Origin of the sequence: Bradyrhizobium sp. LB11.1 (assembly GCF_040549385.1) — a bacterium.
Lineage (GTDB): Bacteria > Pseudomonadota > Alphaproteobacteria > Rhizobiales > Xanthobacteraceae > Bradyrhizobium.
The window spans coordinates 86,035-111,343 of record NZ_JBEPTH010000013.1; the positions used below are offsets into that span (position 1 = coordinate 86,035).

Below are 25,309 nucleotides of genomic sequence, written 5' to 3' on the forward strand. Positions count from 1 at the left end.
CCCACGAACCGTTCTTGCGAAGGCCCGTTTCCCCGTCGCGGAACACCCCGTCCGCCGGTCCAAAAATCGTCCGCGCTGGCAGGTCTCCCGGCTTGCGGAGCAGGGTTTCCCCTTCGATCCCCGCCTTCCCGATCCCGTGGGGGACCAGTGGCTTCGGGCATCTCTCCGGTCACGGTCGCGGGGGCGGCTGCATTTTGGACCCAAATCTTGCCGATTCGGACCCTATCGCATTCCCTCTTCGCCTGTCATAGGACAGGAACCAACGCCGGGCCACCATTTGCCCCCGGCCGCCTCTTGTCAAGCCGAAGGACCGGGTACGATGACCCCTGAACCGGATACAAAAACGGTCGAGGAAACCGACGCCAGGCACGCCGCGAAGATGGCGAAAATCAAGGTCGCCCGCGACAAGATCATGGCGACCAAGAGCGGCGAAAAGGGCCTCATCATCGTCCACACCGGCGCCGGCAAGGGCAAGTCGTCCTCCGCCTTCGGCATGATCGTGCGGTGCGTGGCCCATGGCTTCCCCTGCGCCGTCGTGCAGTTCATCAAGGGCGCCTGGGATACCGGCGAGCGACGCCTGCTCACCGGTCATTTCGCCGAGCTCTGCCAGTTCCACGCCATGGGCGAAGGCTTTACCTGGGAGACGCAGGATCGCGCCCGCGACATCGCGGCGGCGCGCGCCGGCTGGGAAAAGGCGAAGGAGCTGATCCTCGATGAGAACCTGCGCATGGTCGTGCTCGACGAGATCAACATCGCGCTGCGCTACGACTATCTGGACATCTCGGAGGTCGTAGACTTCCTGAAGACCTCGAAGCCCCCGATGACACATGTCGTACTCACCGGGCGCAACGCCAAGGACGAGCTGATCGAGATCGCCGATCTCGTCACCGAGATGACGCTGGTGAAGCATCCGTTCCGCTCCGGAATCAAGGCGCAAGCCGGCGTCGAGTTCTGAACGACGCCAAGCTCTGAAAAAACATGGCGCGCGCATTGATGATCCAGGGAGCCGGCTCGGACGTGGGCAAATCGCTCATCGTCGCCGGCCTCGCGCGCGCGTTTACGCGACGTGGACTGCGTGTGCTCCCGTTCAAGCCGCAGAACATGTCGAACAATGCGGCCGTCACCGTCGATGGCGGCGAGATCGGGCGCGCTCAGGCGCTTCAGGCGCTGGCGGCCGGCGTCGAGCCGCACACCGACATGAACCCGGTGCTGCTCAAGCCCGAAACCGATGTCGGCGCGCAGGTGATCGTGCAGGGAAAACGTATCGCGACCGCGCGGGCGCGTGAATATGCGGCGATGAAGCCTTCGCTGATGGGCGCAGTGCTGGAGAGTTTTGAGCGGTTGAAGGCGCGCTCTGATCTGGTACTGGTCGAAGGTGCCGGCAGCCCCGCCGAGGTCAATCTGCGCAAGGCCGACATCGCCAATATGGGCTTTGCGCGCAAGGCCGATGTCCCCGTCGTGCTGGTCGGCGACATCGATCGTGGTGGTGTCATCGCCCAGCTCGTCGGCATCAAGACGGTGATCGATCCTGATGATGCCGTAATGATCCAGGGTTTCGTCATCAACAAGTTCCGCGGCGATCCCACGCTGTTCGACGACGGCTACAAGCTGATCGAGCAAAAGACCGCATGGCGCGGCCTTGGCGTGCTGCCCTGGTTCGCCCGCGCCGGCGAGCTGCCGGCCGAGGATGCGCTGGGCCTGAGCGATGCACGCAAGCCGGGCCAGTGCAAGATCGCCTGTCTTGCGCTGTCGCGGATCGCCAACTTCGACGATCTCGATCCATTGAAACTCGAGACGGGCATCGATCTTGTGATGGTGCGGCAAGGCGAAGCGATTCCCGGCGATGTAAGGCTTGTCATCATCCCCGGCTCCAAATCAACCCGCGGCGATCTCGCCTTCCTCCGCGCCCAGGGCTGGGACATCGATCTGCTGGCGCACCACCGCAGGGGCGGCCATGTGCTCGGCCTCTGCGGCGGCTACCAGATGCTCGGGCACAGCGTCGCGGATCCTGATGGCATCGAAGGCCCCGCGGGTGACACGCCGGGCCTTGGCCTTCTGGATGTGGAGACAGTGATGAGCCCGCAGAAGACGCTGACGCGTGTTACGGCGGTGCATGCGGCGACGGATCAGCCGATCCAGGCCTACGAAATTCACATCGGTCGCACCGACGGGTCGGATCGCGCACGGCCCTTCGCGAAACTGAATGGCGAGCCGGAAGGCGCGAGCTCGCGCGATGGGCGCGTGCAAGGCAGCTATTTGCACGGCCTGTTCACGTCGGATGAGTTCCGCAGGGCATACCTGGCAAAGCTCGATATTCCGGCAGGTGAAGAGCCGTATCACGCAAGGGTCGACAGCGCGCTCGATGCCCTCGCCGATCACATCGAAAAGCATCTCGACGTCGAAGGCCTGCTCGCGCTAGCGCGCTAGGACCTCGGCAAGGCGCAACCACTCGGGTTCACTGCCCGGAAGCCCCAGGCGTAGCCACGTCGGCTTTTGCGCGAAGACACGCGACCAGATCTGGCCGCGCGCAAACTTCTCCTGCGCGGCAAGCGCGTCCGCCGTCTCGTACAGGCGAAACAGTGGCGCGCCTCCGACCAATGTCCAGCCTCGCGGCTGCACCATGTCGTCGAGGCGGACGCAGTCCCGCGCAAGCCGCGCCGACGTCGCCTTGGCCCAGGCATCGTCACGCAAGGCGCGGCAACCGATCGCGATCGCCGCGCCCGACACCGGCCATGGACCTGATGCCGCCGCGATTTTGCCGATGTCATCCGCATGGCCGATCGCGAAGCCGAGCCGCAGACCGGCAAGACCATAAAACTTTCCGAACGAGCGCAGGATCAGCAGCCCCCGCTCGCCTGCTTCCGAAGCGAGCGAGACGTCCGGAACGGCATCAACAAAGCTCTCGTCGATGACGAGGTAACCGACGTGCGGCAACAGCGCGAGCAAATCCTTCGGCGCATGACGGCGGCCATCGGGATTGTTGGGATTGACGACGATGGCGAGGTTCGCCCCTGCCAGCGCATCGAGCGCCCCCACCTCCTCGACCTCCCATCCTGCGGCCGACAGAATAGGAGCATATTCGTTGTAGGTCGGCGCGAGGATGCGCGCCCGGCCGCGCGGCGCGAGTTGCGGCAGCAATTGAATGGCCGCCTGTGCGCCACCCATCGCAACAATCGGCGCGCTGGTGCGATAGGCATGCCGGGCCGCCTGATGCAGAGCCTCGATCTCGGATCGCGACGGCAACGCCTGCCAATGATGCGCGTCGATCTCGCCTACGGGATAAGGCAGCCGGTTGATCCCGGTCGACAGATCGATCCAGGCTTCCGCGCGTCCGCCAAAACGCTGCTGGGCGTGATCGAGATTTCCACCGTGCTCGCGCATGCCCTGTTCTTTCACGCGAAGGCCAGGATCGCAAGGACGCCTGCGAGCAGCAGCATGGCGCGGCGGTAGACGGTCAGTCCCTCGCCGATGTCGGCCGCAAGCGGATCGCGCGCGCCTTCATTGAGCCAGGGCTCGTTCGTGATGCTGCCGTGATAGATGCGAGGGCCGCTGAGCCGCACGCCAAGCGCGCCGGCCATCGCCGCCTCGGGCCAGCCGGCATTGGGCGACCGATGGCGGCGCGCATCGCGCGTCATGCACGACAGCGCCTCGGATCGTCGCTGTGCGAGCAGCACGAACACAAATCCGGTCAGGCGCGCGGGAACGAAGTTCGCGACATCGTCGATGCGCGCCGCGGCCCAGCCGAAGGCTTCGTACCGCTCGCTGCGATGGCCGATCATGGAGTCTAGCGTGTTGATCGCCTTGTAGCCAAGGATGCCGGGCAAGCCGAACAGCGCGCCCCAGAACACCGGTGCGACAATGCCGTCGGACGCGTTCTCCGCGAGGCTCTCGATGGCGGCGCGCGCGATGCCGGCCTCGTCGAGCGCGTCGGGATCGCGGCCAACGATGCGCGAGACCGCTTCACGCGCGGCGGCGATGTCGCCACCCAGCATAGGATTTGCAACAGCCGCGACATGATCATGCAGCGAGCGTAGCGCCACCAGCGGCCAGGCGAAGATGCCGACGAGCGCGATCTGGGTCCAGCCTGAGGGAAGCAAGGATTGAAGCATCCAACCGAGCGCAACCGCGAGCGCAATCACCAGAAGCGCGCCGGCGACGCCGGCAGCGCGGCGGAGCGCCGGCGGGTCGGACGCGCGATTCCAGCCGGTATCGATGGCGGCGATAAGCTTGCCGAGCCAGGTCACGGGGTGGCCGATCCACGCAAACATTCTTGACGGCCAGCCCAGCAGGGCATCCACCGCCATCGCCACCACCATCGCGCCCGCAAAACCCACACCAGCCTCCTGTCCCGCCCCTGTTGCGCAAAGCGAGGGGCGAGCGCAAGCCCCCGGGTGCCTGATTTCGGCTTTGTCTTTGGCCGCGATTGGTGATTAGTCAGGCCTACAGGAGACCTTGATGGCCGTCATCTTGATCACGGGCGGAGCGCGATCGGGCAAGAGCAAGCGTGCGGAAACGCGCACGCGCGCCTTTCCCGGACAGCCCGTCTATGTCGCGACCGCCGAGGCGCTCGATACGGAAATGGAAGCGCGCATCGCAAAACACCGCGCGCGCCGCGGAACCGACTGGATTGAGCGCGAGGTGCCGCTCGATCTCGTGCCCGCGTTGGTCGCAACTGACGGCGGCGGCGCACGCCTCGTCGATTGCCTCACGCTGTGGCTCTCCAATCTGATGCATGCGGAGCGCGACTGGGACCACGAGATGACCGAGCTCGCCACCGCCCTGCCCGGTCTGAAGAGCCCCGTGGTCTTCGTCACAAATGAAGTCGGTCTCGGCATCGTGCCCGACAATGCATTGGCGCGCACCTTTCGCGACGCCGCGGGGATCATGAACCAGATCATTGCGGCGGCCGCTGACGAGGTCGAGTTCGTCGTCGCCGGCCTGCCGATGAAACTGAAATGATGCTGCGCGCTGAAATCCTGAAAGACGTCGTCGCCGATCTCAGGATCGCGGCGTCCTTCGTCACGATCGTGCCGGTGGCATCGTCGAAGCCGGCCGGCGACGGCGCCATCGCGCGCGCGACCTGGGCGCTGCCGATCGCGGGTTTGGCGGTGGGCCTTGCAGGCGCAGCAACCTATACGCTCGCGAGCAAGCTGGGACTCGCGCCAGGCACGGCCGCCCTGCTCGCGCTCGCGACAACCACCCTCATCACCGGCGCGCTGCATGAGGATGGGCTCGCAGATACCGCCGACGGCCTCGGCGGCGGACGGACGCGCGAGCGCAAGCTCGAGATCATGCGCGACAGCCGGATCGGCAGCTATGGCGTCTGCGCGCTGATCCTGTCGTTCGGCCTGCGCTGGAGTGCACTCGCGGCGATCGCAAATCCATGGATGGTGATGCTTGCGCTGGTCTCAGCCCATGCCGCGGCCCGCGCCGGCGTACCGGCCTTCATGTCGCTGGTGCCACCGGCACGCCCGGACGGGCTCTCCGCACGCGCTGGATCGCCGCCGGGCCGCAGCGTGGCCGCGGCCTTCGGCCTCGGCACTCTCTGTCTTGCGCTTGCACTCGGACCGGGCAAGGCGCTGGTGGGCCTGGTCCTGCTGTCGCTCGCCGGGTTGATGCTGGCGCGGCTTGCCATTCGTCAGATCGGCGGGCAGACCGGCGACATCCTCGGCGCTTTCGAGCAAGTCGGTGAGATCCTGATCCTGCTGGTCGCCGCAGCCGTCCTTCACACGGGAGGATGAGTCTTGGTCGAGTTCGATGACACCTTCCGCCGCCGGCTTCACGAATTGTTCGTGTGGCGCCGCGATGTGCGCCGCTTTCGCACCGATGCGTTGCCCGACGGGGCCGTGGAGCGGCTGATCGAGACGGCCTGTCTATCGCCGTCGGTCGGCCTGAGCCAGCCGTGGCGCTTCGTCACCGTCGATGATGCGGCAAGGCGCCGCGCCGTGATCGACGATTTCAAAGTTTGCAATGCCCACGCGCTGAATTGCTATTCCGGCGAGCGCGCTGGCCGCTATGCCGCGCTCAAGCTTTCGGGCCTCGAACAGGCGCCCGCCCACCTCGCAGTTTTCGCCGACAAGGCCAGCGACATCGGCTACGGCCTCGGACGTGCGACCATGCCGGAGACCACCGAATATTCCGTGGTCGCGGCGATCACCGCGATGTGGCTCGCCGCGCGCGCCGAGGGGATCGGGCTCGGCTGGGTCTCGATCCTCAATCCGGAACGCATCCACGGCGTGCTCGACGTGCCCGCCTCCTGGAAATTCATCGCCTATCTCTGCATCGGCCATCCCGAGGCGGAGTGCGATCAGCCCGAGCTCGAGCGGGCGAAGTGGGAACACCGGCGGGGCGCTGACGAATTCACGTTGCGGCGGTAGTCAGGTCGCCGCACCATCCTCCGTCATTGCGAGCGCAGCGAAGCAATCCAGAGTCTTTCCGGGGAGGCAGTCTGGATTGCTTCGCTGCGCTCGCAATGACGACGGAGAGAACGCAGTCCGCCGCTACGACTTGCTCTTGCCGGCAACGGCCGCCACAGGCGTGGTGGCCGGCTGCAAAGGTCAGACGGTCGTCGACGCCGAACAGGCCGTGGCGCCTGTAGAAGGCTCCGCCTTCCCACCGCCCGGTGTTCTCGGCGCCCTGGTTGTCGGTAAAGAGCTGCAAGGTGTCGACCGGCGGCTCGATCACCGCAAACTGCAGATCGGTCAGTCCGAAGCTCGCGCCGGGCTGGAGCAGCGCCTTGATCTGCACGTCGTTGGTCCGGTTGAACCAGGTCACGTCGCGATTGAGTTTTGGAACGTCGAGGACCTCGCCTTCCGGCTCCTTGACACGCTGGAGGATGTAGTCGGTGCGGGTCTGCTTGTTGCCCGCGATGGTCGTGTTCTGGAGCCGGCCTTCGGTCAACTTGATCTTGACCACCCCGTCCTTGGGATCCTGATCCGGCAGCGTCGCGATGCCGGTCACGATGCCGCGCTCGGTGTAGATCGCGTTGATATCGGCGACAATCTGCAGCAGCGCCGCGATGTCGACGTTCTTGCCGACATACCTCTTCGCGACCGCGTCGAGTTCGGCCGGCGTGATGAATTTGGACCCGTCGAATTCGAGCTTGCGCAGGCGGAATTTCGGGCCGCCCGGCTTCAGCAGCGGCGACTTCTCACGTGCGCCGCCGATCACGGCAGGACCGTTCAGCTTGGGTGGCTCGCTCTGCTGTTCGAATTGGCGGCGTTGCCGGTCGATGTCGTTCTGGATCGCGCCAGGATTGATCGAGGGCACCTGCGCGCGCGCGGCCACGATGCTTGACGCCGCAAGCCCGATCCCCAGTGCTGCCCCCAGAACCTGCATCTCGACTTACCACGCCTCCGCGAGGCGACTCACCGCCGGTTTCGTAAGCGCACCCATTGCTGCATCCTTCCAGCCCGGACGACCCGCGCGCTGCCCATGGCGGCGCAGCTTGCGCATGTCGCTGAGCCCTTCGACGTTCACGGCAGGACCGGACCCGACGGTCTCGACCGGACGCGGCGAGAGCAAAGCGTCGAGCCGTGCATGACCGGAGAGACCGAGCTGGTAGAACATTCCTCCCCCGTTCTTCTGCGCCAGCCAGGTGTCGATGCTCTCATAGCCTTCGCCGTCGACGGAGATGTTGCGGGCCATGCTGGCACCGGTGTAGCCGCTGCAGCAGGCGTGGCTCGAACCATAATTGGAGACGCTCGCCGAGATATCGCCGGTGTAGAACACCACATAGGCGTTGGTGACATTGGCATTGCCGACCTGGCTCATCGTGAAGACGCCGTCCGGCTGGTAGAGCTGGAGCGTGGGCCCATTGCTCGGCGCCGGCGTCCGGTTGTTCAGCAGCACCTGCTCGGTCGCCGTGGTGAGCAGGAGCTGGCCCGGCACGTAGCCGTTCAGGATCGTCACGGAGTGCGCGTCGGTCATGAAGTTCGCGTCCACCACCCTGAAGTTGTTGACGACGATCGTGTCCGGATCGATCGAGATGTCGGCATATTTCGCGACGCCGCCATTGTAGCCGGTGATGTTCAGGATCAGCGGGACCGGTGGGTTCGAGCGGACCTGCTCACCCCTGACGGTGATGGTGTCGGCGGCGAGGTCGAGCTCCTTGCCCACGCTGACCCAGTCGATGGTCAGGTCACCCGACGAAGTCAGCTTGACCACTTCGCCGCTGATCCGGTCGAACGAGACCCCACCGGCCACATCGAAACGCGTGTCGCCATTGGCGGAGATCGATCCGCCGCGGAGCTTGCCGGTGTCGGACTTGACATCGATGCCACCGCCATCGCCCGGGATGCCGGTCGTGGTGAGCTGGCTGAAGACGATGTCGTCGCGGGCATGCAGGGTCTGCGTACCGCCACTGATGGCGGTGCCGAGGATGATCCCTCCCGCCGTCGCAGTGATGCCGAGGGTGCCGGCGACATTGAGGTTGTCCCACTTGACGACAGTGCCCTGCAGAAGCGCGTTGCCGGTCGAGGCCGTGAGGTTATGGCCGAAATTGGTGCCCGCGGCGATCAGCTTCGCCGAGCCGTTGGCCGAGACCGAGCCCAGCGTCGGCACGCCGCCCGACATCACCGTCTGCGCCAGGATGAAACCGTTGTCCGCATCGACGTTGATGCTTCCGGCGTCGCCATTGATGCCCGTCGCCGTCAGCGCGTTGAAGGTTACGTTGTCCTGGGCGTGGATCGTCTGCGTGCCTCCGCTCAGCGCGGTCTGGAAGGCGATGCTGCCCTGGCCCGCGGCCGCGCCCAGCGCATTGTAAAACCTTCGAAACAAACCTGAAACGACAGCTCAAAAATCGGCAGTTACGAGATCGGCTTCCCCGAACCGCCGCCTCAACCGGGACGGAAATGTTGCGATGCTGCAATGCCAGAAGGCGTTACCAAGCGTCACGGAGCAGACATCAACCGAAACAGCGATTCATGCAGCAATACGGTATTGGGCTGCCCGTGGCTGCGAATGAACGTTCATAAGCGCATTTTTTCACCAATTGTCGCCGTCAGGATTTCGCGTTAAGCACAAGCTCCGGGACAACTTTTGCGAAACATTTCATGACTGAACGGCCTGCTCCTGCCCGCGTCGTGCCGGCGGTCGCCCGCCGCGATTTCATTCGCCTTGCGGGCGCAACTGCCGCGGGATTCTTCGCATTTGGCGCAGCGTCGGATCGCATGCGAATCGTCGCCACGATCACCAGCCTGTCATTGGACGACGAGCTGACCAGACGAAACATCAGCGAAAGCTCGACCACTCGCCTCGGAGCGCTGATCGCGGGCCTGAGGCAGCGCGGCTGGGTCGAAGGGGTCAACTACCATTTCGAGGTGCGCTCCAGTTTCGGCGGACCGGACAAGATGAAGACCGCGGTCGCGGAGCTCATCCACCTCAGACCGGATGTCATCCTCACCGGCTCGACCGTCGAAACCGCCGCCGTCATGGCGGCCACCAAGACCATACCGATCGTTTTCGCGACATCCAACGACCCCATCGGCAATGGCTTCGTTGAAAGCCTCGCTCATCCCGGCGGCAACGTCACGGGCTTCACCAGCAGCACCGCCGAGATGGGTGGCAAATGGCTTCAGCTGATCAAGGAGGCCGTGCCGGACATCCGACGCGTCGGCGTCCTGTTCAATCCGGCGACCACGCCTCGCGCCGGGCGCTTCTACCTCGACTCCGTCGAGCAGGAGGCCGCGGCCTCGGGAGTGACCGTGGTCCTCGCGCCGATCAGCACGGCAGCCGAGATCGACGGCGCGATCGGCCGCTTCGCCGAGCCGCCCAAGGCGGCGATGATCTCGCTCGTCGACAGCTTTCTGGTGGTGAACCGGCAGGCGATCGTCGCGACGGCCGCGAAATATCGCGTGCCGATGATCTATCCGTTCCACTACTTCACGGATGCTGGCGGGCTGATGAGCTACGGGCCGACCCTGGAGGTGCGCTCGGCCGATTATGTCGATCTCATCCTGCGCGGCACCAAGGCCGGCGATCTCCCGGTGCAATCGCCGCGGAAATACGAGCTGTTGATCAGCCGCACCGTTGCCAAGGCGCTCGGGCTGACGATCCCGTTCACGCTGCTCGCGCGCGCCGACGAGATTCGCGAGTGAACGAGGCGGTCGACCAGGGACATTCGCGGACGCCTCCCGGTCGGCTGTTTCGCAAGTATCTTTACTCGATCGTCGCCCTCGCCTTTGCCGCGCTCGCCATCAACACCGGCTTCGACGTCTGGTTCTCCTATCGCGAGCAGAAGCAGCTTCTCGCCGCGAGCCAGCGCGAGCAGGCAGCAAGCGCGGCCATTCAGATCGGCCAGTTCATCGGTCAGATCGAGAGTCAAATCAGATGGCTCTCCCGCCTGCCCGCGGAGCTTTCGACCAATGAAGACGAGCGCCTGAACGCCATCCGCTTGCTGCGCCTCTCGCCGGCGATCGCCGAATTGACCGAGCTCGATGCAAAGGGCCGCGAGCAGGTGCGCGTGTCGCGCCGTGTCGCGGACAGGATCGGCAGCAACGCCGACCTTTCCACTTCGCCGGCCTTCCGCGGTGCCAATGAAAGCCGGGCCTATTACGGGCCGGTCTACTTCTTCGGCGACACCGAGCCTTTCATGACGATCGCCATCCGCGGCACAGGCCACGAGCCCAACGTGGTCGTCGCCGAGGTCAATCTGCGCTTCATCTGGGACCTCGTCGCCGGGATCAGGGTCGGCAACACCGGCAAGGCCTATGTGGTCGATCGCATGGGCGTGTTGATCGCGCATCCCGATCTGTGGCCCGCGCTCCGCCGCAGCGATCTCTCCGGGCATCCGGACGTACGCGCCGCGCTCGATGGCGTCGGCCCGCCCTCCGGCGGCCTGATCAAGGAGGACTTCTCGGGGCAACGCGTGCTGTCGACCTATGCCACCGTCCCCTCGCTTGGCTGGCTGGTGTTCGTCGAGCTTCCGCTCAGCGAAGCCTACGCGCCGATCTACGCCTCGATCGGACGGTCGACGTTCCTGCTGATCGTCCTGCTGGCCTTCGCCACCCTGGTCTCGCTCTGGCTCAGTCGACGCATGACCGTGCCCATCCAGATGCTGACGCAGGGGGCGCGGCGGATCGAGAGCGGCGATCTCGGATTGCGGCTCGCCATCAAAACCGGTGACGAACTCGAGGCGCTCGGCGACCAGTTCAACCGGATGGCCGCGCATTTGCGCGAATCCTACGCAACCCTGGAGCGCAAGGTCATCGAGCGGACCTCGGAGCTCGAGAAGGCGCGCGATCACGCCCTTGCCGAGCATGACGCGGCCGAGCGGGCGCGCAGCATTGCGGTTACGGCCAACGAAACCAAATCGCGCTTCCTTGCCGTGGTCAGCCACGAGTTGCGGACGCCCCTCAACGGCGTCATGGGCGTGCTGCAGCTGCTGGACGATGGCCGTCTCGGCGAGATCCAGCGACGCCACCTCGCAACCGCCGCCGCCTCGGGCGAAACGCTGATCGCGCTGGTCGATGCCATTCTCGAATATGCCCGCCTCGAGGCCAGCACTGAGGCGCTGGAGACGCGGGACTTCCGTCTCGACCAGCTGATCGAGACCGCTTCCGATCTGATGCGGCCGCAGGCTTTCGGCAAGGGACTGACCTTCGACCTGACCTGCGACGCGTCGGTCAGGACCTCCGTGCACGGCGATCCCGTCAGGCTCAATCGCATCCTGCTCAATTTGATCGGCAACGCCATCAAATTTACCCCGAGCGGTGGCATCTCTCTGAACGCGACGGCCGAGCGGCGTGATGACGTTGCGCTGCTTCGCGTCGTCGTTCGTGATACCGGCATCGGCATCGCACCCGACATGCACGAGCGGATTTTCGAGGATTTCGTGCAGGCCGACGACAGCATCGCGCGGCGGTTCGGCGGCACCGGCCTCGGACTTGCGATCGCACGCCGCCTCACCCGGCTGATGCGCGGCGAGCTGACGCTAGAGAGCACGCCGGGCGCCGGCAGCGTGTTCACGCTTCTCGTTCCACTCGGCCACGCTGCCAGCGGCATCGCGCAAGGCGGGCCTACACCGCCATCACGGCAGCGCCGCGTGCTGCTGGTCGACGACGACCCTGTAAATTGCGAGGTCGGCGAAGCGATTTTGAACCGGCTCGGCCACCGTTCCGTGACCGCAAGGAACGGTGCAGAAGCGGTCGCGCTCGCCGGGAACCAGGCGTTCGACGTCATCCTGATGGATCTGCATATGCCCGACATGGATGGCGTGGAGGCGGCCGCGCGCATTCGACAGCTGCCCCTCCGGCCCATGCCCCGCATCATCGTCGTGACTGCCGATGAGTCGCGCAGCACCCGAGAGCGGCTCGCAGGCGCCGGGATCACCAAGGTCGTCAGCAAGCCGATCCTGATCAGCGCGCTTCGCGAAGCGATCGAGGATGAGCCCGAGCATGGTGCGACCGACGCGCCGCTCGAAACCGGCGCATTGATCGACCGGCACTTTCTCGACGACCAGAGGGAGCTGCTCGGCGCCTCGCAGATCACGAAACTTCATCATCTGCTGGACGAGACCAGCGAAAAGCTGATCGACGATATCACTGCGGCGGCCGCGGCCGGGGACCACAGGCAGCTTGCGCGATCCGCGCACCAGCTCGGCAGCGCGGCGAGCGCGCTCGGCCTCGTCCGCCTGTTCGAGCGCTGCCGTGACATCGAGGAGGCGGCGCCGTCAATGTCATCAACCGCGTGCCAGGATGCAGTGCGCGAGCTGGCCGCACTTCGCGAAGCGTCGATGAGCGCGCTCGACGATCTGCTCGCGCCCGCCGAGCAGCGTTAGGTCAGCTAGCCCCGGAACGCCGGCTCGCGCGCTTCGGCTTCGGCCAATGGCGAAAAGCGACGTCCGCGACGCCCTTCAGCTCGCCGCGCGAAGCCCCGCCTGCCGCCAGCACCGCCATGCCGTAGATCAACGCAGAGACATACCGCGCGAGGTCGGCGGGGTCATCATCCTCCGGCAGGTCATGCTCTTTCGCTGCGCGCTGAAGGCGACGGCGGATCGCGACCTCACCTTGATGACGGCGCGACGCCAGATCGTTCTGTATCGCTTCCGATTCGACTCCGCAGGCCAACGCGCCCTGAACGCCGAGGCAGCCGGGCGGATTCTTCTTGTTGCCGTGAAGCTCGACCGGTCCGGTCAGCCAGAGCCGCACCGCTTCCAGAGATGTCGGCGCCTGATCGGCCGCGATCCTGTAGCCGCCGGCCTCTGCTTCATAACGATCCATCACCCGCTGGAACAGACCCTCTTTGCTGCCGAACGCCGCATAGAGGCTCGCGCGCGTGATGCCGAGGGCGTCGGTCAGATCGGACATCGAAGTCCCCTCATAGCCGCGCTGCCAGAACAGGCCGAGCGCGCGCTCGACCGCCTGATCCAGGTCGAATTCGCGAGGTCGTCCTGCGCTCATGATCCACCCTCGTTCGCGTCGATGACGTTCTGCTTGCCTATTGTAGATCGATCGATCTACAATAGGCTTTGCTGACCGACATACAAGATGATAGGGGGCGCCGGTGCGCGCAAGATACTTCGCCATTCTTCTCATGCTGCTCGCGCCCGCCGCCCGCGCCGAGGAGCCGTTCCCGTCCACCTTCCAGACCAAGACCATTCCGGCCAACGGCACGCAGATCCACCTGCGCGTCGGCGGCAAGGGGCCTGCCGTGATCCTGATCCACGGCTTCGGCGACACCGGCGATATGTGGGCGAGGCTTGCGGCGGATCTCGCACGCGATCACACCGTGGTCGTGCCCGATCTGCGCGGCATGGGCCTCTCGGGCAAGCCCGATAATGGCTACGACAAATGGACCCAGGCCGCGGATATGCGCGCCGTTTTGCAGTCGCTCGGCATCGAGAAGGCTTTCGTCGTCGGACACGACATCGGCACCATGGTGGCCTACGCCTACGCGGCGCGGTATCGCGACCTCACCGAAAAACTGGTCGTCATGGATGCTCCGGTGCCCGGCGTGCCGCCGTGGGACGAAATCGTCCGCAGCCCGCAGCTCTGGCACTTCGACTTCGGCGGCCCCGACATGGAACGGCTGGTCAAGGGCCGCGAGCGCATCTATCTCGACCGCTTCTGGAATGAATTCGCGGGCACGCCTTCCAAGGTCGACGAGGCGACGCGCCGTCATTACGCAGAACTCTATGCGCGGCCGGGCGCCATGCATTCCGCCTTCGCCCAATTCAGGGCGATCCGCACCGACGCCGAGGACAACAAGAAGGCGATCGCAAACAAGCTGACCATTCCCGTGCTCGCCATCGGCGGCGAGAAATCATTCGGCAAGATGGAGGCTGTCGTGATGCGAAATGCCGCGACCGATGTCACCGAAATCGTGATTCCCGGCGCCGGCCACTGGCTGATGGAGGAGGATCCGGTGGCAACCATCAAGGCGGTGCGCCAGTTCCTCGACGGCAAGAAATAGCCTGTAGGATGGGTTGAGCCCTTGCGAAACCCATCGCTCTCGTTTCGTGATGCATTCCGTCATGACTGCGTACCGTCGCAACTCGTTTCGGGTGGATGCTTTTCCTCCACCGTCAATCTGGCGGAGCGACGACGATCGTTGTTGACCAATGGCGGGCGATCAGTCCGGGGCTGGTCTTCGATATGGCGAGGGGCGTCAGGTTGGCGATGGATTTCGCAAGGGCTCAACCCATCCTACAGGCTAGATATACTCCGGTTGATATACTCCGGTTAAGCTCTTCGTATCGTGCCAAAAGCGGACGTTCGATGTTGGGCTAAGATGGCTGGGGTGTTACGTTTCCAACTACATCATTCCTGTGAGGACTGATGGGGCGGGCGACCAGGCTTACGGACTGCCGCCCACCATTTCGAAATTGGAATACTTGCAGCCTTCGGCTCCGCCTCCGGACGCTTTTCAAAGTCGGCCGGGAAATGTTCATGGACATTATTTCCCTCCGTTCTTCCCCTTGACTCGGAGGCGGGCTCTTTCTGTCAAACGCCGCGAAAAGGCGTTCTCGCCATGTCTGTTCCGATAGGCGGAGCCCATTGCAGGGCAGGTTATGATCGCAGAGCAGGTAACGATCGTTCGAGTACCGGACGAGTATACCATTACGTCCTGGCTTCCCTGATATGTGCGATTTGCATTGTTCAATTCGCGAGCATTGCGTCGGCTCAATGCACCGCCCGCGATGTATTGAAGAACCAGCTAAAGTTCAGACCTCGCTCGGCCCAAGCGTCCCAACAGCCTGTCAAGTCCGCTCGCGATATTGCCCCATGGAAGACGATTGCAATCGGCACCTTTCGCTGACTCGATAAAGCTACGCAGTGCGCTGGATGGTATGGGCTGCAATGTCGGTGGGCAGGCCGCCGAAATCATCGCTCGGCCGGCGTTCACCGTCAGCTCTCAAAAGATGGATGTAGAGCTTGTCAACGTGTCACCAGCCCAGCTCGGACTCACGTCCAATACCGTGACCTTGGCTAACATTTACGCACGCGCTCGACAGCTCGGCTTTGAACTTGCTGCGGCTGAGGTCGGCCCGCAGTTGCGTATCCAGTATTTGGACCAGCCCATGGGCGAATTTCTCACCATCGGAATGGAGCCAATCAAGACGTGGGGTGGCGAGCTCATCATTCTCAATGTGGCAAATGGCGGAGCCGGACTGATCCTAATCGGCCAAGACGGGAGAGCCGGCGCGGAAGTTCCAGCGGCAACTCGCTTCGTTTTCGCTCGGTCTCATCACCCCGCACCAGATGTCGAACTCGTCGAGGAGGCAGAAACTTTGCTACCACCGACAGGCGATTGGTAGTCTGCACTTGGCTCAAAGGCGCAGGCGCCGCACGCCCCACCTCGGCCGCTGCTCGCGGCCAAGCAGATATCGGCCGGCTGGCCGCTTGATGAGTCCACGCCCCTAGCCTCAACGCGTCCCCACGTCCGCCTCCTCCTCACGTCCAAACCGTTCCACCAGAAAATCAATGAACAGCCGCACCTTCACCGACAAATGCCGCGTCGGCGGATAGACCGCATAGAGCGCGAGCGGCGGCGCAAAATAGTCGTCCAGCACCGTTCGCAGCTCGCCTTTCCGCAAAGCATCCGCGACAATGAACTCGGGCAGCAGCGCGAGCCCCCTGCCCTTGATCGCGACGTCGCGCAGCACTTCGGCATTGTTGACGCAGAGCGACCAGGCCGGCTGGATCCAGTGATCGCCGTCGCGGCCTGTGAGCTTCCACTGATTGCCGGTGAGCAGGAAGCCGTAGGTGAGCGATGTATGTTCGCGCAGATCCTGCGGATGTCTGGGCGTGCCATGACGCGCGAGATAATCCGGCGAGGCGCAGATCATGCGGGGCACCGGCACGATTTTTCGAGCGATCAAGCTCGACGACTCCAGCTCGGCGATCCGCAGCGTCACGTCAAAGCCGTCCTGGACGGGATCGAGCAGATCGTCGCTGAGCACGATCTGGAGCTGAAGCTCAGGGTATTGCTTCATGAAGTCAGCGAGCACGGGACCTAACCGCATCGTGCCGAACGACATCGGCGCGTTGACGCGCAACAGTCCGCGCGGCGCAGACTGAGCCTGCGCCACCGCCTGATCGGCGGCCTCGATCTCCGAGAGGATCACCACCGCACGCTCGAAATAGCGCTGGCCGTTCTCGGTCGGGCTGGCGTGGCGGGTGGTCCGGTTCAAAAGCTGGACGCCAAGGCTTTCCTCGAGGTCGGCGATGTATTTGCTGATCGCCGACCGCGACAGCCGTAGCTGCCGGCCGGCCTCGGCGAAGCTGCCGCTTTCGACCACTTTGACGAAGGCCCGGAGGCTGGCGACCTTATCCAAGGGCCGGCCCCATCGATTGTTTCCAAATCGTAGACATAGACGTCATATTTGCATGGATTGTCTCCAATCCAAAGCGGAACGATATTTGGTCCCAGAGCAAGACGGCTCCCAAATTTCTGGAGAACGACAATGTCTGGACTGCACCATGTCACCGCGATCGCCGGCGACCCCATCCGCAATTTCGGCTTCTACACCCGGGATCTCGGCCTGCGCTTCGTCAAGAAGACGGTCAACTTCGACGATCCCGGCACCTATCACTTCTATTATGGCGATGAGACCGGCCGCCCCGGCACCATCCTGACCTTCTTCCCGTGGGCCGGCGCGGCGCCCGGCCGCCGCGGCGTCGGCGAGACCCATCAGACCGCCTTCCGTGTACCGCAGCGCTCGCTCGGCTACTGGACCCAGCGCTTCATCGAGAAGGGCATCGCCTTTGAGGCGCTTGAGAAGCGGTTCAGCGAGTCCGTGCTGCCATTCACCGATCCTGATGGCATGGCGCTCGCGCTCGTCGGCATTCCCGGCGCCGAGAACGAACCGGGCTGGAGCAATGGCGACGTGCCGGCCGAGCATGCGATCCGCGGCTTCCACGGCGTGACCTTGTTGCTCGACAGCGCGGCCAAGACGGCCGCCGTCCTCACCGACGTGTTCGGCTTCAAGGAAGCGGGCCGCGAAGGTTCGGTGATCCGCTTCAAGGCGGCGGGCGATGCCGAAGGCAGCGTCGTCGACATCTACGAGGCCAAAGGCTTCTTGCGCGGACATCAGGGTGGCGGCTCGGTGCACCACATCGCGTTCCGCGCGGCTGACGATGCCGAGCAGGGCAAGATGGCGCAAAAGCTCGTGAGCGATCACGGCCTGCATCCGACCGAACAGAGGGACCGCAACTACTTCCGCTCGATCTATTTCCGTGAGCCCGGCGGCGTGTTGTTCGAGATCGCGACCGATATCCCCGGCTTCGCCGTCGACGAACCCGTCGCGACGCTCGGGCGCGATTTGAAGCTGCCGGGCTTCCTCGAACAGCATCGCAAGCAGATCGAGGGCGTGCTGCCGAATTTGGAAGAGAGCGTGTCATGACCGACTTCATTCATCGCTTCGAGCCCGCGACCAGCGCGGGCTCCCCTCCGCTCCTGCTGCTGCACGGCACCGGCGGCGACGAGAACGATCTGCTTGGGCTTGGCAAAATGATCTCGCCCGGCTCCGCCATGCTCTCGCCGCGCGGCCGCGTGCTCGAACACGGCATGCCGCGCTTTTTTCGCCGCCTTGCGGAGGGCGTGTTCGACGAGGAGGATTTGCGCCGGCGCGCGCTCGAACTCGGCGAGTTCGTCGCCGACGCGCGGAAGCAATACGGCATCGCCGCGCCGGTTGCGGTCGGCTTCTCGAACGGCGCCAATATCGCGGCCGCGCTGTTGCTGCTGAAGCCTGACGTGCTTGCAGGCGCGATCCTGCTGCGCGCCATGGTGCCGTTATCTGATCCGCCCAAGGCGGAGCTTGCAGGCAAGCCTGTGCTATTACTGTCCGGGCAAAGCGATCCGATCGTGCCGGCGAGCAATTCGGCAAAGCTTGCAGCGCTGTTGTCGGAAGCGGGAGCGCGTGTCGACCACACGGTCCTGCCGGCAGGCCATCAATTATCGCAAGCCGACGTGACGCTCGCCCGCAACTGGATCGGTAACGTCGACGCGAAAGCGGCATGAACGAACAAACGGCGCATCGTTCGCGAACGGTGCGCCGCGTCGCATTCACTCGAACCAGCCGCGCCGCTTGAACCAGATCAGAGGCAACACACCGCTGGCGATGATTGCGAGCAGGGACAACGGATAACCGAACGTCCAGCTCAGCTCCGGCATGTTCTTGAAGTTCATGCCCCAGACACCGACCAGGATCGTGGGCGGCACGCCGACCACGGACACGATCGTGAGGACCTTGAAAATCTCGTTCTGCTGGATGTTGATGAATCCGAGCACGGCATCGAGCAGAAGCTGGATCTTGTCGGACAGTCGCGTCTCGTAATCGCTGAGCGAAGCGACATCCTTCGAGACAGCCTCGAGGCGCTTCTTCGACGCCGCCGTAATCCAATCGCTCCCGACATTGTCGGCATAGGACGCGATACGCCCGACGCCGAGCAGGACATCGCGCGACTTGGCAAGACGATCCGCCAGCTCGCCGACATTCTCCAGCGCTTCGCGCATCCTGCGGCTGGAGCGAACCGGCCGCTTGGTGCGGATGAGACCTCCCTTGAAGACACCGCGCGAGAGCTGGTCGACCTTCGCGCCGAGGTGTTCCAGCGCATCGGCGCCGCGGTCGATCATGGCCTCGAGCAGGCTGGTGAACACGCACATGCCGTTCTCGAGGCTATCGTCGGAGCCGACGCGCTTGCTGATCTGGTCGAAGATCGGCAGCTCTGCAAAGCGCACCGTCACCAGCACATGCGGACCGATGACGAACCCGACCGGCGTGATCTCGGCCTCGTTATCCTCGTTGAGCCGGACCGCCGGCGAGCTGAGATAGAGCGTGCCGTGCTCCAGGATCAGGCGGCTCGACGCCTCGATCTCGCTGAGCGATTCCTCGGAGGGAATTCGTATCTTGAGCAATCGCTCGAGGAATTGCTTTTCCTCTGCGGTCGCGTCGAGGAGATCAGCCCAGATGATCTCCGAGGGCATTTCCGCGCCGATGCCTTGCCAATCATCGGACGGCCACCTGTGCAGTTTCAGCAATGACCGAACTCCGTTTGCCCCCGCGCCGGCTCGCACGCCATGCGGCCATCCTGCGCCGGGCTAACGCGCGAGGGTTCCGATCGTTCAACGTCGGGGATCAACAGAAGCGGCCCTCTCGAATGGGAGTGGGCGGCGGCCTTCTTCGATGATCCCATCATGCCCCTGTTTTGCCCGACGTGTCAAATATTATTCTGATTCACCGAAACGAGAAATTCTGTAAGCGCTTCTACTGTGCATGGGGTTGTTTTGCGGATTTTTGTTTTGATGCGGCCAAACAATTGACCTCTCCCCGATGGGGAGAGGTCAAAATCGAGATGCCGGATTTGACTTGGGTGACCGGGTTTATTCCCAGGACCAGGCCGAGAAATCGTTCTCGAACTGCGGGACTTCCTTCCAGACCCCCTTCAGCTTCTTGTTGATGACCGTGGGCCATTGCGGCTGGAACAGGAAGCCGGCCACCGCGTCGGTCGCCAACATTTTCTGGGCATCGCCGAGCAGTTTGGCGCGACCGGCTTCGTCCGGCGTCGACACGATCTGCTTGTAGAGCGCGTTGAAGGCCTCGCTATTGTAACCGAGATAGAAATCGGGCTCGGTCAGCTTGACGAGATCGAACGGCTCGACATGGGAGACGATGGTGAGGTCGTAATTATGCGGCCCGTTGGGAGCGAAGGCCTGCGACAGCCACTGCGCCCACTCGACGTTCTCGATCTTGGCGTGGATGCCGACCTTGGCGAGCTGGGCCGCGAGGATCTCGCCGCCCTGCCGCGCGTAGGGCGGCGGCGGCAGCTTCAGGCTGAGTTCGAGCGGCGTGGTGACGCCGGCCTCGCTGAGCAGCTTCTTCGCCTTCTCCGGGTCGTAGGGATTGACGGCGGTGGTGTCGACATAGCCGAGCGAGCCCGGCGTGTAGAAGCTGCCGATCGGCGTGCCGAAACCTTCGACCGCGCCGTCGATCATCGACTTGCGGTCGATGGCGGCGAGGATCGCGCGGCGCACCCGCACGTCGTCGAGCGGCTTCTTCTTTTCGTTGATGGCGACGATGGTCTTGGCCTTGGAGCCGCCGACCAGCACGGTGAAGCGCGGATCGCTCTTGAACTGCACGACGCCGCGGGTCGTGACACGCGGGAACGCATCGACGTCACCGGACAGCAGCGAGGCAATCTGCGCCGCGGGATCGCCGATGAAACGGATCGTCACCTTCGACAGCTTGATCGCGGAGGCGTTGCGATACTCGGCCCATTTGTTGAGCGTGAGCGAGGAGCCCTTGACCCAGGCGCCGAGCTGGTACGGCCCGGTGCCGATTGGCTGCGTCACGTTGGTCGCAGCACTCTTCGGCTCGACGATCGAACCGCTCGCCTGCCCGAGCAGGAACGGCAGGTTCGGCTCGGGATATTTCAGGGTGAGCACGATCGTGTCGGCGTCGGGCGCGTCGACTTTCTCGAAAGCCTGGAACAGGCTCTTGTCCTTGTTGGTGCTGTTTGCGGCCGCGTTGCGCTCGAACGAGAATTTTACCGCCGCGGAATCGAAGGCCTCGCCGTTCTGGAATTTGACGCCCTTGTGCAGCTTGAACGTATAGGTCTTCAGGTCGGGCGACGCGGTCCAGCTGTCGGCGAGCAGCGGCGAGACCGAGCCGTCCTCGTTGATCTTGGTCAGGGTCTCGTAGATGTTGTAGAGCGTGACTTCGGCGATCGCGGCGGCGGCGGCGTTGGTGGGATCGAGCCCCGGCGGCTCCAGCGTCATGCCCATGACGACGCTGTCCTTCTTGCTCTGCGCCAGCACCGGCAGCGGTGCCGCGGCCAATGCTGCGGCAAAAGCGACGATCGTTAGCTTCTTCAACATGCCTAACTCCCCGGCCTTCTTCTCTTTTGAGGCTACGCCAATTCTGTAGCCGACACTAACCTTCCATGGCCGCCTGCGGCAATGCCATCACGGCCTCCGCCTTGTGGCAGGCGGCAAGGTGTCCCTCGCCCACCCTGCGTAGCAAGGGCGGAACCTCACGGCAATGCTGGTCGGCTAGTGGGCAGCGCGCGACGTAGGGACATCCGGCAGCGGTCGCCGATTGCGAGGCGATCGCCTGGGCTCCGCGCCGGCGCCGACCCCCGCCGGCACGGGCGCGCGGCACGGCGTCCAGCAGCGCCCGCGTATAGGGATGGGCGCAGCGCTCGAACAGATCCTCCGGCCGGCCCTGCTCGACGACCCGGCCGAGATACATCACCGCAACCTCGTCGCAGAGATAATCGACCACAGCGAGGTCATGGCTGATCAAGATGTAGCTGAGGCCGAACTGCTCCTGCAGATCCTGCATCAGGTTGAGGACCTGGGCCTGCACGGAGACGTCGAGCGCGGAGACGGGCTCGTCTGCGACGATCAGTTTTGGTTGCGTGATCAGCGCACGCGCAATCGCAATACGCTGGCGCTGCCCTCCGGAGAACTCGTGCGGATATTTGTCCATATCCGCTTCGCGCAAGCCGACCTGCTTCAGCACCGCGACGACGCGGGCGCGGAACGTAGTGCGGTCGACATCGTCAAGCACGGTGAGCGGCTCGGCGACGATGCGCGCAATGGTCTGGCGCGGGTCGAGCGAACCGTAGGGATCCTGGAACACCATCTGGAAATCGCGCCGTGCGCGGCGCAGTTCATCCGGCGAGATGCGGTTGAGATCGCGTCCGTGCAGCGCGACCTGCCCCGCGGTCGGCCGCTCCAGCGCCATCACGACGCGCGCAAAAGTGGATTTGCCGGAGCCGGATTCGCCGACGATGCCGAGGCTCTTGCCGGCGGCAACCTGCACGCTGACGCCGTTGAGCGCACGCACCTGGCCGGGCGGACGGAACAGGCTTTCGCGCGGCAGCGTGTAGCGCTGCTCGATATCCCTGACGTCGAGAAGAGGAACTACGGTCATGCGGACAGCGCCCCGACATTGGTGGCCATCGAAACGTCGGTTCGCACGCAACGTACGACGTGGCCGGGACCGACCTCGACCATCGGCGGCAACGCCGCGCGACATTTGTCCCCGACCAGCGGACAGCGCTCGCCGAAGGCGCAGCCCACCGGCAAATCGGCGAGCTCCGGCACGGTGCCCGAGATCGTCGTCAGCCGCGTGCCCTTGCGCGCGCCGAGCCGCGGACGGGCGCGGAACAGGCCCTGCGTGTAGGGATGCCCCATGCGGCGGAACACTTCGTCGGTCGGCCCGCTCTCGACGATCGTGCCGCCATACATCACCATCATGCGCTGCACGTTCTCGGCGATGACGCCGAGATCGTGCGAGATCAAAATCATCGACATGCCGCGCTCCTCGACGAGGTCGGCGATGAGATCGAGGATCTGGCCCTGGATGGTGACGTCCAGCGCGGTGGTGGGCTCGTCCGCGATCAGCAGGTCCGGCTCGCAGGCGAGCGCCATCGCGATGGTGACGCGCTGGCGCTGACCGCCGGAGAACTGGTGCGGATAGGCATCGATGCGTTTTGCCGGATCGGGCAGTCCGACGCGGTCGAGCAAGGCGATTGCTTCGCGCCGCGCTTGCGCCGCGGAATATTTCTTGTGACGCCGCAGCGGCTCGGCGACCTGATCACCGATCGTGTGCATCGGATTCAGCGCCGTCATCGGCTCCTGGAAGATCATGCTGATGCGGTTGCCGCGCAGTTTGCAGTAGTCCGCATCCGGGAGTCGCGCGAGCTCGCTGCCATCAAGCTTGATGCTACCGGTGACGACCGCGCTGTCCGGCAGCAACCCCATCAGCGACAGCGCCGTGACCGACTTGCCGCAACCGGATTCGCCGACGATCCCGAGCGTCTCGCCGCGTTTCAACGCGAAGCTGACGCCGCGCACGGCCTGCGCCGGGCCGCGGCTGGTGTTAAGGCGGACACCGAGATTGTCGACCGCGATCAGCGGTAGGGTTGCGGGATCAGCCATCATCACCGCTCCCGCGCCAGTCTGGGATCAAACAGGTCGCGCAATCCGTCGCCGAGCAGGTTGAGGCCGAGCACGGCGATCGCGATCGACGCACCCGGATAGACCGCGAGCATCGGCGACTGGAAAAGGAGCGTCTGTGCGTCGTTCAGCATGCGGCCCCAGGACGGTTGCGGCGGCTGCGTGCCAAGGCCGAGATAGGACAGCGCAGCCTCGGCGAGGATCGCCAGCGCAAACTGGATGGTCGCCTGCACGATCAGGATCGACAGGATGTTCGGCAGGACGTGCTCGATGGTAATGCGGAAGGCCCCCTTTCCCGAGGCGCGCGCCGCCAGCACGAATTCGCGGGCCCAGATTGCGTTGGCCGAGCCGCGCGTCAGCCGCGTCAATGTCGGAATCTGGAAAATGCCGATCGCGGTGATCGAGGTTACCATGCCCGGGCCGACGACCGCTGCCAGCATGATCGCCGAGAGCACGGCCGGAAAGGCGAAGGTGAAGTCGGAGAAGCGCATGATGATCTCTTCGGTCCAGCCGCGCTTGGCCGATGCGATCAGGCCGAGGCAGACGCCGAAGGTGAGACCGATGCTGACGGCGATGACACCGACCAGGATGGTGGAGCGGGCGCCGGCGAGCAGCAACGATACGATGTCGCGGCCGAAAGAATCGGTGCCGAGCCAGTGCGTCGCCGACGGCGCATGGAGTTTCGATGCGATGTCGATCTCGTAGGGCGACCACGGCGTCCATACCAACGAGAGCAGCGCCGAGGCGATCACCAGCAGGCTGAGCACGCCGCCCACCACAAAGCTGCGATGGCGCAACGCGCGGCCCCAGAACGTCCTGGCCGGTAAGGGGCGCGTTGCGACCGGTGCGTCTACCGGCGTGGAAAGCTGCGCGCTCACAGGTCGTGAACCTTGATGCGGGGATCGATGAAGGCATAGAGCACGTCGACCACGAAATTGACGATCACGACCATGGCCGCCAGTAGCATCACGCAATTGCGCACCACGATCAGGTCGCGGTTGGCAATCGACTGGAAGATCAGCCGGCCGAGGCCCGGGAGATAGAACACGTTCTCGATCACGATGGTGCCGGCGAGCAGATTGGCGAATTGCAGGCCCATCACCGTCATCACAGGGATCATGGCGTTGCGCAGCACGTGGCTCCACAGCACCTCGCGCTTGCCGAGCCCCTTCGCGCGTGCGGTGCGGACAAAATCTTCGCGCAGCACTTCGAGCACGGCCGACCGCGTGACGCGGGCGAGGATCGCCGCCTGCACCACCGCAAGCGAGATCGACGGCAGCAGCAGCGATCTGATGCCGAGCCAGATGCCATCGTCCCAACCGGCAAAGCCGCCCGCGGAGAGCCATTGCAGCCGCACGGCGAACAAGAGCACCAGGAGAATGGCGAACCAGAAATTCGGCAGCGCGATGCCGATTTGCGTCAACGACATCACACCGACATCACCGAGCTTGTTGTGGTTGGCCGCGGTGTAGATGCCGGCCGAAAGCGCCAGCGTCACCGTGATCAACATCGACATGATCGCGAGCGGAATGGTCAGCACCAGCCGCTCCGCGATCAGGCTGGCGACCGAGGTGCCGTAGACATAGGAGTTGCCGAGATCGCCAACGAGCAGCCCCTCGATCCAATGCAGATAGCGGACCGCGAGCGGCTGATCGAGTCCGAGCTTGACGGTGAGCGCGCGCACCGCGTCCGCCGACGCGTCGGCGCCCATCAGCATCTGCGCGGCATTGCCCGGCAGCGCGTCCAGCACCAGGAAAATGATCACGGATGCGCCGACCAGCGTCGCCAGCAATGTCAGGACACGTCGAAGGACAAATACGCTCATGCGCGCTCAGCTTCAGGGCTTACCCGCGGCACGATCAACATGTCCGGACGCCGGACGCAAGCCCTTTGCGGCGTGCGC

Annotated in this window: 23 protein-coding genes and 1 riboswitch; of the genes, 11 read left to right on the plus strand and 12 right to left on the minus strand. The window is 64.5% G+C overall.

Translation table 11 applies throughout. The features are described from left to right. Positions 1-60 precede the first annotated feature (60 nt). Positions 61-279: riboswitch (cobalamin riboswitch) on the minus strand. A gap of 40 nt (positions 280-319) precedes the next feature. Together cobO and ABIA96_RS28295 are read left to right on the plus strand one after the other, a co-directional pair. Continuing rightward, positions 320-955, plus strand: coding sequence for a cob(I)yrinic acid a,c-diamide adenosyltransferase (gene cobO / locus ABIA96_RS28290; protein ID WP_354140322.1), 636 nt, complete (start codon positions 320-322; stop codon positions 953-955). Between the two features lie 23 nt (positions 956-978). Next, positions 979-2,427 (plus strand): cobyric acid synthase, encoded by a 1,449-nt coding sequence (locus ABIA96_RS28295; RefSeq protein WP_354140323.1) that lies wholly within the window; start codon positions 979-981, stop codon positions 2,425-2,427. On the opposite strand, the gene cobD is transcribed toward ABIA96_RS28295, so the two are convergent. Beyond that, positions 2,416-3,381 (minus strand): threonine-phosphate decarboxylase CobD, encoded by a 966-nt coding sequence (cobD, locus tag ABIA96_RS28300; RefSeq protein ID WP_354140324.1) that lies wholly within the window; start codon positions 3,379-3,381, stop codon positions 2,416-2,418. The two genes, ABIA96_RS28295 and cobD, sit on opposite strands and share 12 nt — an antisense overlap. 11 nt (positions 3,382-3,392) lie before the next feature. Continuing rightward, positions 3,393-4,334 carry an adenosylcobinamide-phosphate synthase CbiB gene (gene cbiB, locus ABIA96_RS28305; RefSeq protein ID WP_354140325.1) on the minus strand — a complete coding sequence of 314 codons (942 nt, stop codon included), beginning with the start codon at positions 4,332-4,334 and terminating at the stop codon, positions 3,393-3,395. Between the two features lie 121 nt (positions 4,335-4,455). Between cbiB and cobU the strand changes: the two genes are divergently transcribed. The 3 genes from cobU to bluB are packed head-to-tail and all read left to right on the plus strand — an operon-like array spanning position 4,456 to position 6,377. Continuing rightward, positions 4,456-4,959: a bifunctional adenosylcobinamide kinase/adenosylcobinamide-phosphate guanylyltransferase gene (gene cobU / locus ABIA96_RS28310; RefSeq protein ID WP_354140326.1), complete on the plus strand. Its 504-nt coding sequence runs from the start codon at positions 4,456-4,458 to the stop codon at positions 4,957-4,959. Further along, complete coding sequence (cobS, locus tag ABIA96_RS28315) at positions 4,956-5,741, plus strand: adenosylcobinamide-GDP ribazoletransferase (protein ID WP_354140327.1); 786 nt, start codon at positions 4,956-4,958, stop codon at positions 5,739-5,741. The genes cobU and cobS overlap by 4 nt, the downstream gene beginning before the upstream one ends. Positions 5,742-5,744: 3 nt before the next feature. Then, positions 5,745-6,377: a 5,6-dimethylbenzimidazole synthase gene (gene bluB, locus ABIA96_RS28320; protein ID WP_354140328.1), complete on the plus strand. Its 633-nt coding sequence runs from the start codon at positions 5,745-5,747 to the stop codon at positions 6,375-6,377. Here bluB and ABIA96_RS28325 read toward each other — a convergent pair. After that, the gene (locus ABIA96_RS28325) at positions 6,361-7,338 is read right to left on the minus strand and encodes a POTRA domain-containing protein (RefSeq protein ID WP_354140329.1); all 978 of its coding nucleotides are present in this window, start codon (positions 7,336-7,338) and stop codon (positions 6,361-6,363) included. The two genes, bluB and ABIA96_RS28325, sit on opposite strands and share 17 nt — an antisense overlap. Positions 7,339-7,344: 6 nt before the next feature. Next, positions 7,345-8,778: a translocation/assembly module TamB domain-containing protein gene (locus tag ABIA96_RS28330; RefSeq protein WP_354140330.1), complete on the minus strand. Its 1,434-nt coding sequence runs from the start codon at positions 8,776-8,778 to the stop codon at positions 7,345-7,347. Positions 8,779-9,053: 275 nt separating this feature from the next. On the opposite strand from ABIA96_RS28330, the gene ABIA96_RS28335 reads away from it, so the two are divergent. Both ABIA96_RS28335 and ABIA96_RS28340 read left to right on the plus strand, forming a co-directional pair. Further along, positions 9,054-10,097, plus strand: coding sequence for an ABC transporter substrate-binding protein (locus tag ABIA96_RS28335; RefSeq protein ID WP_354140331.1), 1,044 nt, complete (start codon positions 9,054-9,056; stop codon positions 10,095-10,097). Next, positions 10,094-12,778 (plus strand): hybrid sensor histidine kinase/response regulator, encoded by a 2,685-nt coding sequence (locus ABIA96_RS28340; protein WP_354140332.1) that lies wholly within the window; start codon positions 10,094-10,096, stop codon positions 12,776-12,778. The genes ABIA96_RS28335 and ABIA96_RS28340 overlap by 4 nt, the downstream gene beginning before the upstream one ends. A gap of 1 nt (position 12,779) precedes the next feature. Here ABIA96_RS28340 and ABIA96_RS28345 read toward each other — a convergent pair whose 3' ends face one another. Beyond that, positions 12,780-13,400, minus strand: coding sequence for a TetR/AcrR family transcriptional regulator (locus ABIA96_RS28345; protein ID WP_354140333.1), 621 nt, complete (start codon positions 13,398-13,400; stop codon positions 12,780-12,782). Positions 13,401-13,533: 133 nt separating this feature from the next. Here ABIA96_RS28345 and ABIA96_RS28350 point away from each other — a divergent pair, with 133 nt between their 5' ends. Continuing rightward, a complete protein-coding gene (locus ABIA96_RS28350; protein WP_354140422.1) occupies positions 13,534-14,412 on the plus strand; it encodes an alpha/beta fold hydrolase in 879 nt (292 codons plus the stop codon). Between the two features lie 823 nt (positions 14,413-15,235). Next, a complete protein-coding gene (locus tag ABIA96_RS28355; RefSeq protein ID WP_354140334.1) occupies positions 15,236-15,757 on the plus strand; it encodes a hypothetical protein in 522 nt (173 codons plus the stop codon). Positions 15,758-15,865: 108 nt separating this feature from the next. On the opposite strand, the gene ABIA96_RS28360 is transcribed toward ABIA96_RS28355, so the two are convergent. Beyond that, complete coding sequence (locus tag ABIA96_RS28360; RefSeq protein ID WP_354140335.1) at positions 15,866-16,777, minus strand: LysR family transcriptional regulator; 912 nt, start codon at positions 16,775-16,777, stop codon at positions 15,866-15,868. Between the two features lie 129 nt (positions 16,778-16,906). Here ABIA96_RS28360 and ABIA96_RS28365 point away from each other — a divergent pair, with 129 nt between their 5' ends. Together ABIA96_RS28365 and ABIA96_RS28370 are read left to right on the plus strand one after the other, a co-directional pair. Beyond that, the gene (locus ABIA96_RS28365; RefSeq protein WP_354140336.1) at positions 16,907-17,845 is read left to right on the plus strand and encodes a ring-cleaving dioxygenase; all 939 of its coding nucleotides are present in this window, start codon (positions 16,907-16,909) and stop codon (positions 17,843-17,845) included. Beyond that, complete coding sequence (locus tag ABIA96_RS28370) at positions 17,842-18,462, plus strand: alpha/beta hydrolase (RefSeq protein ID WP_354140337.1); 621 nt, start codon at positions 17,842-17,844, stop codon at positions 18,460-18,462. The genes ABIA96_RS28365 and ABIA96_RS28370 overlap by 4 nt, the downstream gene beginning before the upstream one ends. A 45-nt stretch (positions 18,463-18,507) precedes the next feature. Here the strand turns inward: ABIA96_RS28370 and ABIA96_RS28375 are convergent, their stop codons facing one another. The 6 genes from ABIA96_RS28375 to ABIA96_RS28400 form a co-directional block, all read right to left on the minus strand. Further along, complete coding sequence (locus ABIA96_RS28375) at positions 18,508-19,482, minus strand: magnesium transporter CorA family protein (RefSeq protein ID WP_354140338.1); 975 nt, start codon at positions 19,480-19,482, stop codon at positions 18,508-18,510. A 342-nt stretch (positions 19,483-19,824) separates the two neighbouring features. Then, the gene (locus ABIA96_RS28380) at positions 19,825-21,318 is read right to left on the minus strand and encodes an ABC transporter substrate-binding protein (RefSeq protein ID WP_354140339.1); all 1,494 of its coding nucleotides are present in this window, start codon (positions 21,316-21,318) and stop codon (positions 19,825-19,827) included. Between the two features lie 55 nt (positions 21,319-21,373). Next, positions 21,374-22,378 (minus strand): ABC transporter ATP-binding protein, encoded by a 1,005-nt coding sequence (locus ABIA96_RS28385; RefSeq protein ID WP_354140340.1) that lies wholly within the window; start codon positions 22,376-22,378, stop codon positions 21,374-21,376. Further along, complete coding sequence (locus ABIA96_RS28390; protein WP_354140341.1) at positions 22,375-23,388, minus strand: ABC transporter ATP-binding protein; 1,014 nt, start codon at positions 23,386-23,388, stop codon at positions 22,375-22,377. The genes ABIA96_RS28385 and ABIA96_RS28390 overlap by 4 nt, the downstream gene beginning before the upstream one ends. A 2-nt stretch (positions 23,389-23,390) precedes the next feature. Then, positions 23,391-24,284 carry an ABC transporter permease gene (locus tag ABIA96_RS28395; RefSeq protein ID WP_354140342.1) on the minus strand — a complete coding sequence of 298 codons (894 nt, stop codon included), beginning with the start codon at positions 24,282-24,284 and terminating at the stop codon, positions 23,391-23,393. Next, positions 24,281-25,231 carry an ABC transporter permease gene (locus ABIA96_RS28400; RefSeq protein WP_354140343.1) on the minus strand — a complete coding sequence of 317 codons (951 nt, stop codon included), beginning with the start codon at positions 25,229-25,231 and terminating at the stop codon, positions 24,281-24,283. Before ABIA96_RS28400 ends, ABIA96_RS28395 begins: the two co-directional genes overlap by 4 nt. Between the last annotated feature and the right edge of the window lie 78 nt (positions 25,232-25,309).

What these genes read in the sequence shown, in the direction of transcription:
- cobO (WP_354140322.1), top strand. Translation starts at nt 320, where the DNA reads ATGACCCCTGAACCGGATACAAAAACGGTCGAGGAAACCGACGCCAGG.
- ABIA96_RS28295 (WP_354140323.1), top strand. Translation starts at nt 979, where the DNA reads ATGGCGCGCGCATTGATGATCCAGGGAGCCGGCTCGGACGTGGGCAAA.
- cobD (WP_354140324.1), bottom strand. Translation starts at nt 3,381, where the DNA reads ATGCGCGAGCACGGTGGAAATCTCGATCACGCCCAGCAGCGTTTTGGC.
- cobU (WP_354140326.1), top strand. Translation starts at nt 4,456, where the DNA reads ATGGCCGTCATCTTGATCACGGGCGGAGCGCGATCGGGCAAGAGCAAG.
- cobS (WP_354140327.1), top strand. Translation starts at nt 4,956, where the DNA reads ATGATGCTGCGCGCTGAAATCCTGAAAGACGTCGTCGCCGATCTCAGG.
- ABIA96_RS28325 (WP_354140329.1), bottom strand. Translation starts at nt 7,338, where the DNA reads ATGCAGGTTCTGGGGGCAGCACTGGGGATCGGGCTTGCGGCGTCAAGC.
- ABIA96_RS28335 (WP_354140331.1), top strand. Translation starts at nt 9,054, where the DNA reads ATGACTGAACGGCCTGCTCCTGCCCGCGTCGTGCCGGCGGTCGCCCGC.
- ABIA96_RS28345 (WP_354140333.1), bottom strand. Translation starts at nt 13,400, where the DNA reads ATGAGCGCAGGACGACCTCGCGAATTCGACCTGGATCAGGCGGTCGAG.
- ABIA96_RS28350 (WP_354140422.1), top strand. Translation starts at nt 13,534, where the DNA reads ATGCTGCTCGCGCCCGCCGCCCGCGCCGAGGAGCCGTTCCCGTCCACC.
- ABIA96_RS28365 (WP_354140336.1), top strand. Translation starts at nt 16,907, where the DNA reads ATGTCTGGACTGCACCATGTCACCGCGATCGCCGGCGACCCCATCCGC.
- ABIA96_RS28370 (WP_354140337.1), top strand. Translation starts at nt 17,842, where the DNA reads ATGACCGACTTCATTCATCGCTTCGAGCCCGCGACCAGCGCGGGCTCC.
- ABIA96_RS28380 (WP_354140339.1), bottom strand. Translation starts at nt 21,318, where the DNA reads ATGTTGAAGAAGCTAACGATCGTCGCTTTTGCCGCAGCATTGGCCGCG.
- ABIA96_RS28385 (WP_354140340.1), bottom strand. Translation starts at nt 22,378, where the DNA reads ATGACCGTAGTTCCTCTTCTCGACGTCAGGGATATCGAGCAGCGCTAC.
- ABIA96_RS28390 (WP_354140341.1), bottom strand. Translation starts at nt 23,388, where the DNA reads ATGGCTGATCCCGCAACCCTACCGCTGATCGCGGTCGACAATCTCGGT.
- ABIA96_RS28400 (WP_354140343.1), bottom strand. Translation starts at nt 25,231, where the DNA reads ATGAGCGTATTTGTCCTTCGACGTGTCCTGACATTGCTGGCGACGCTG.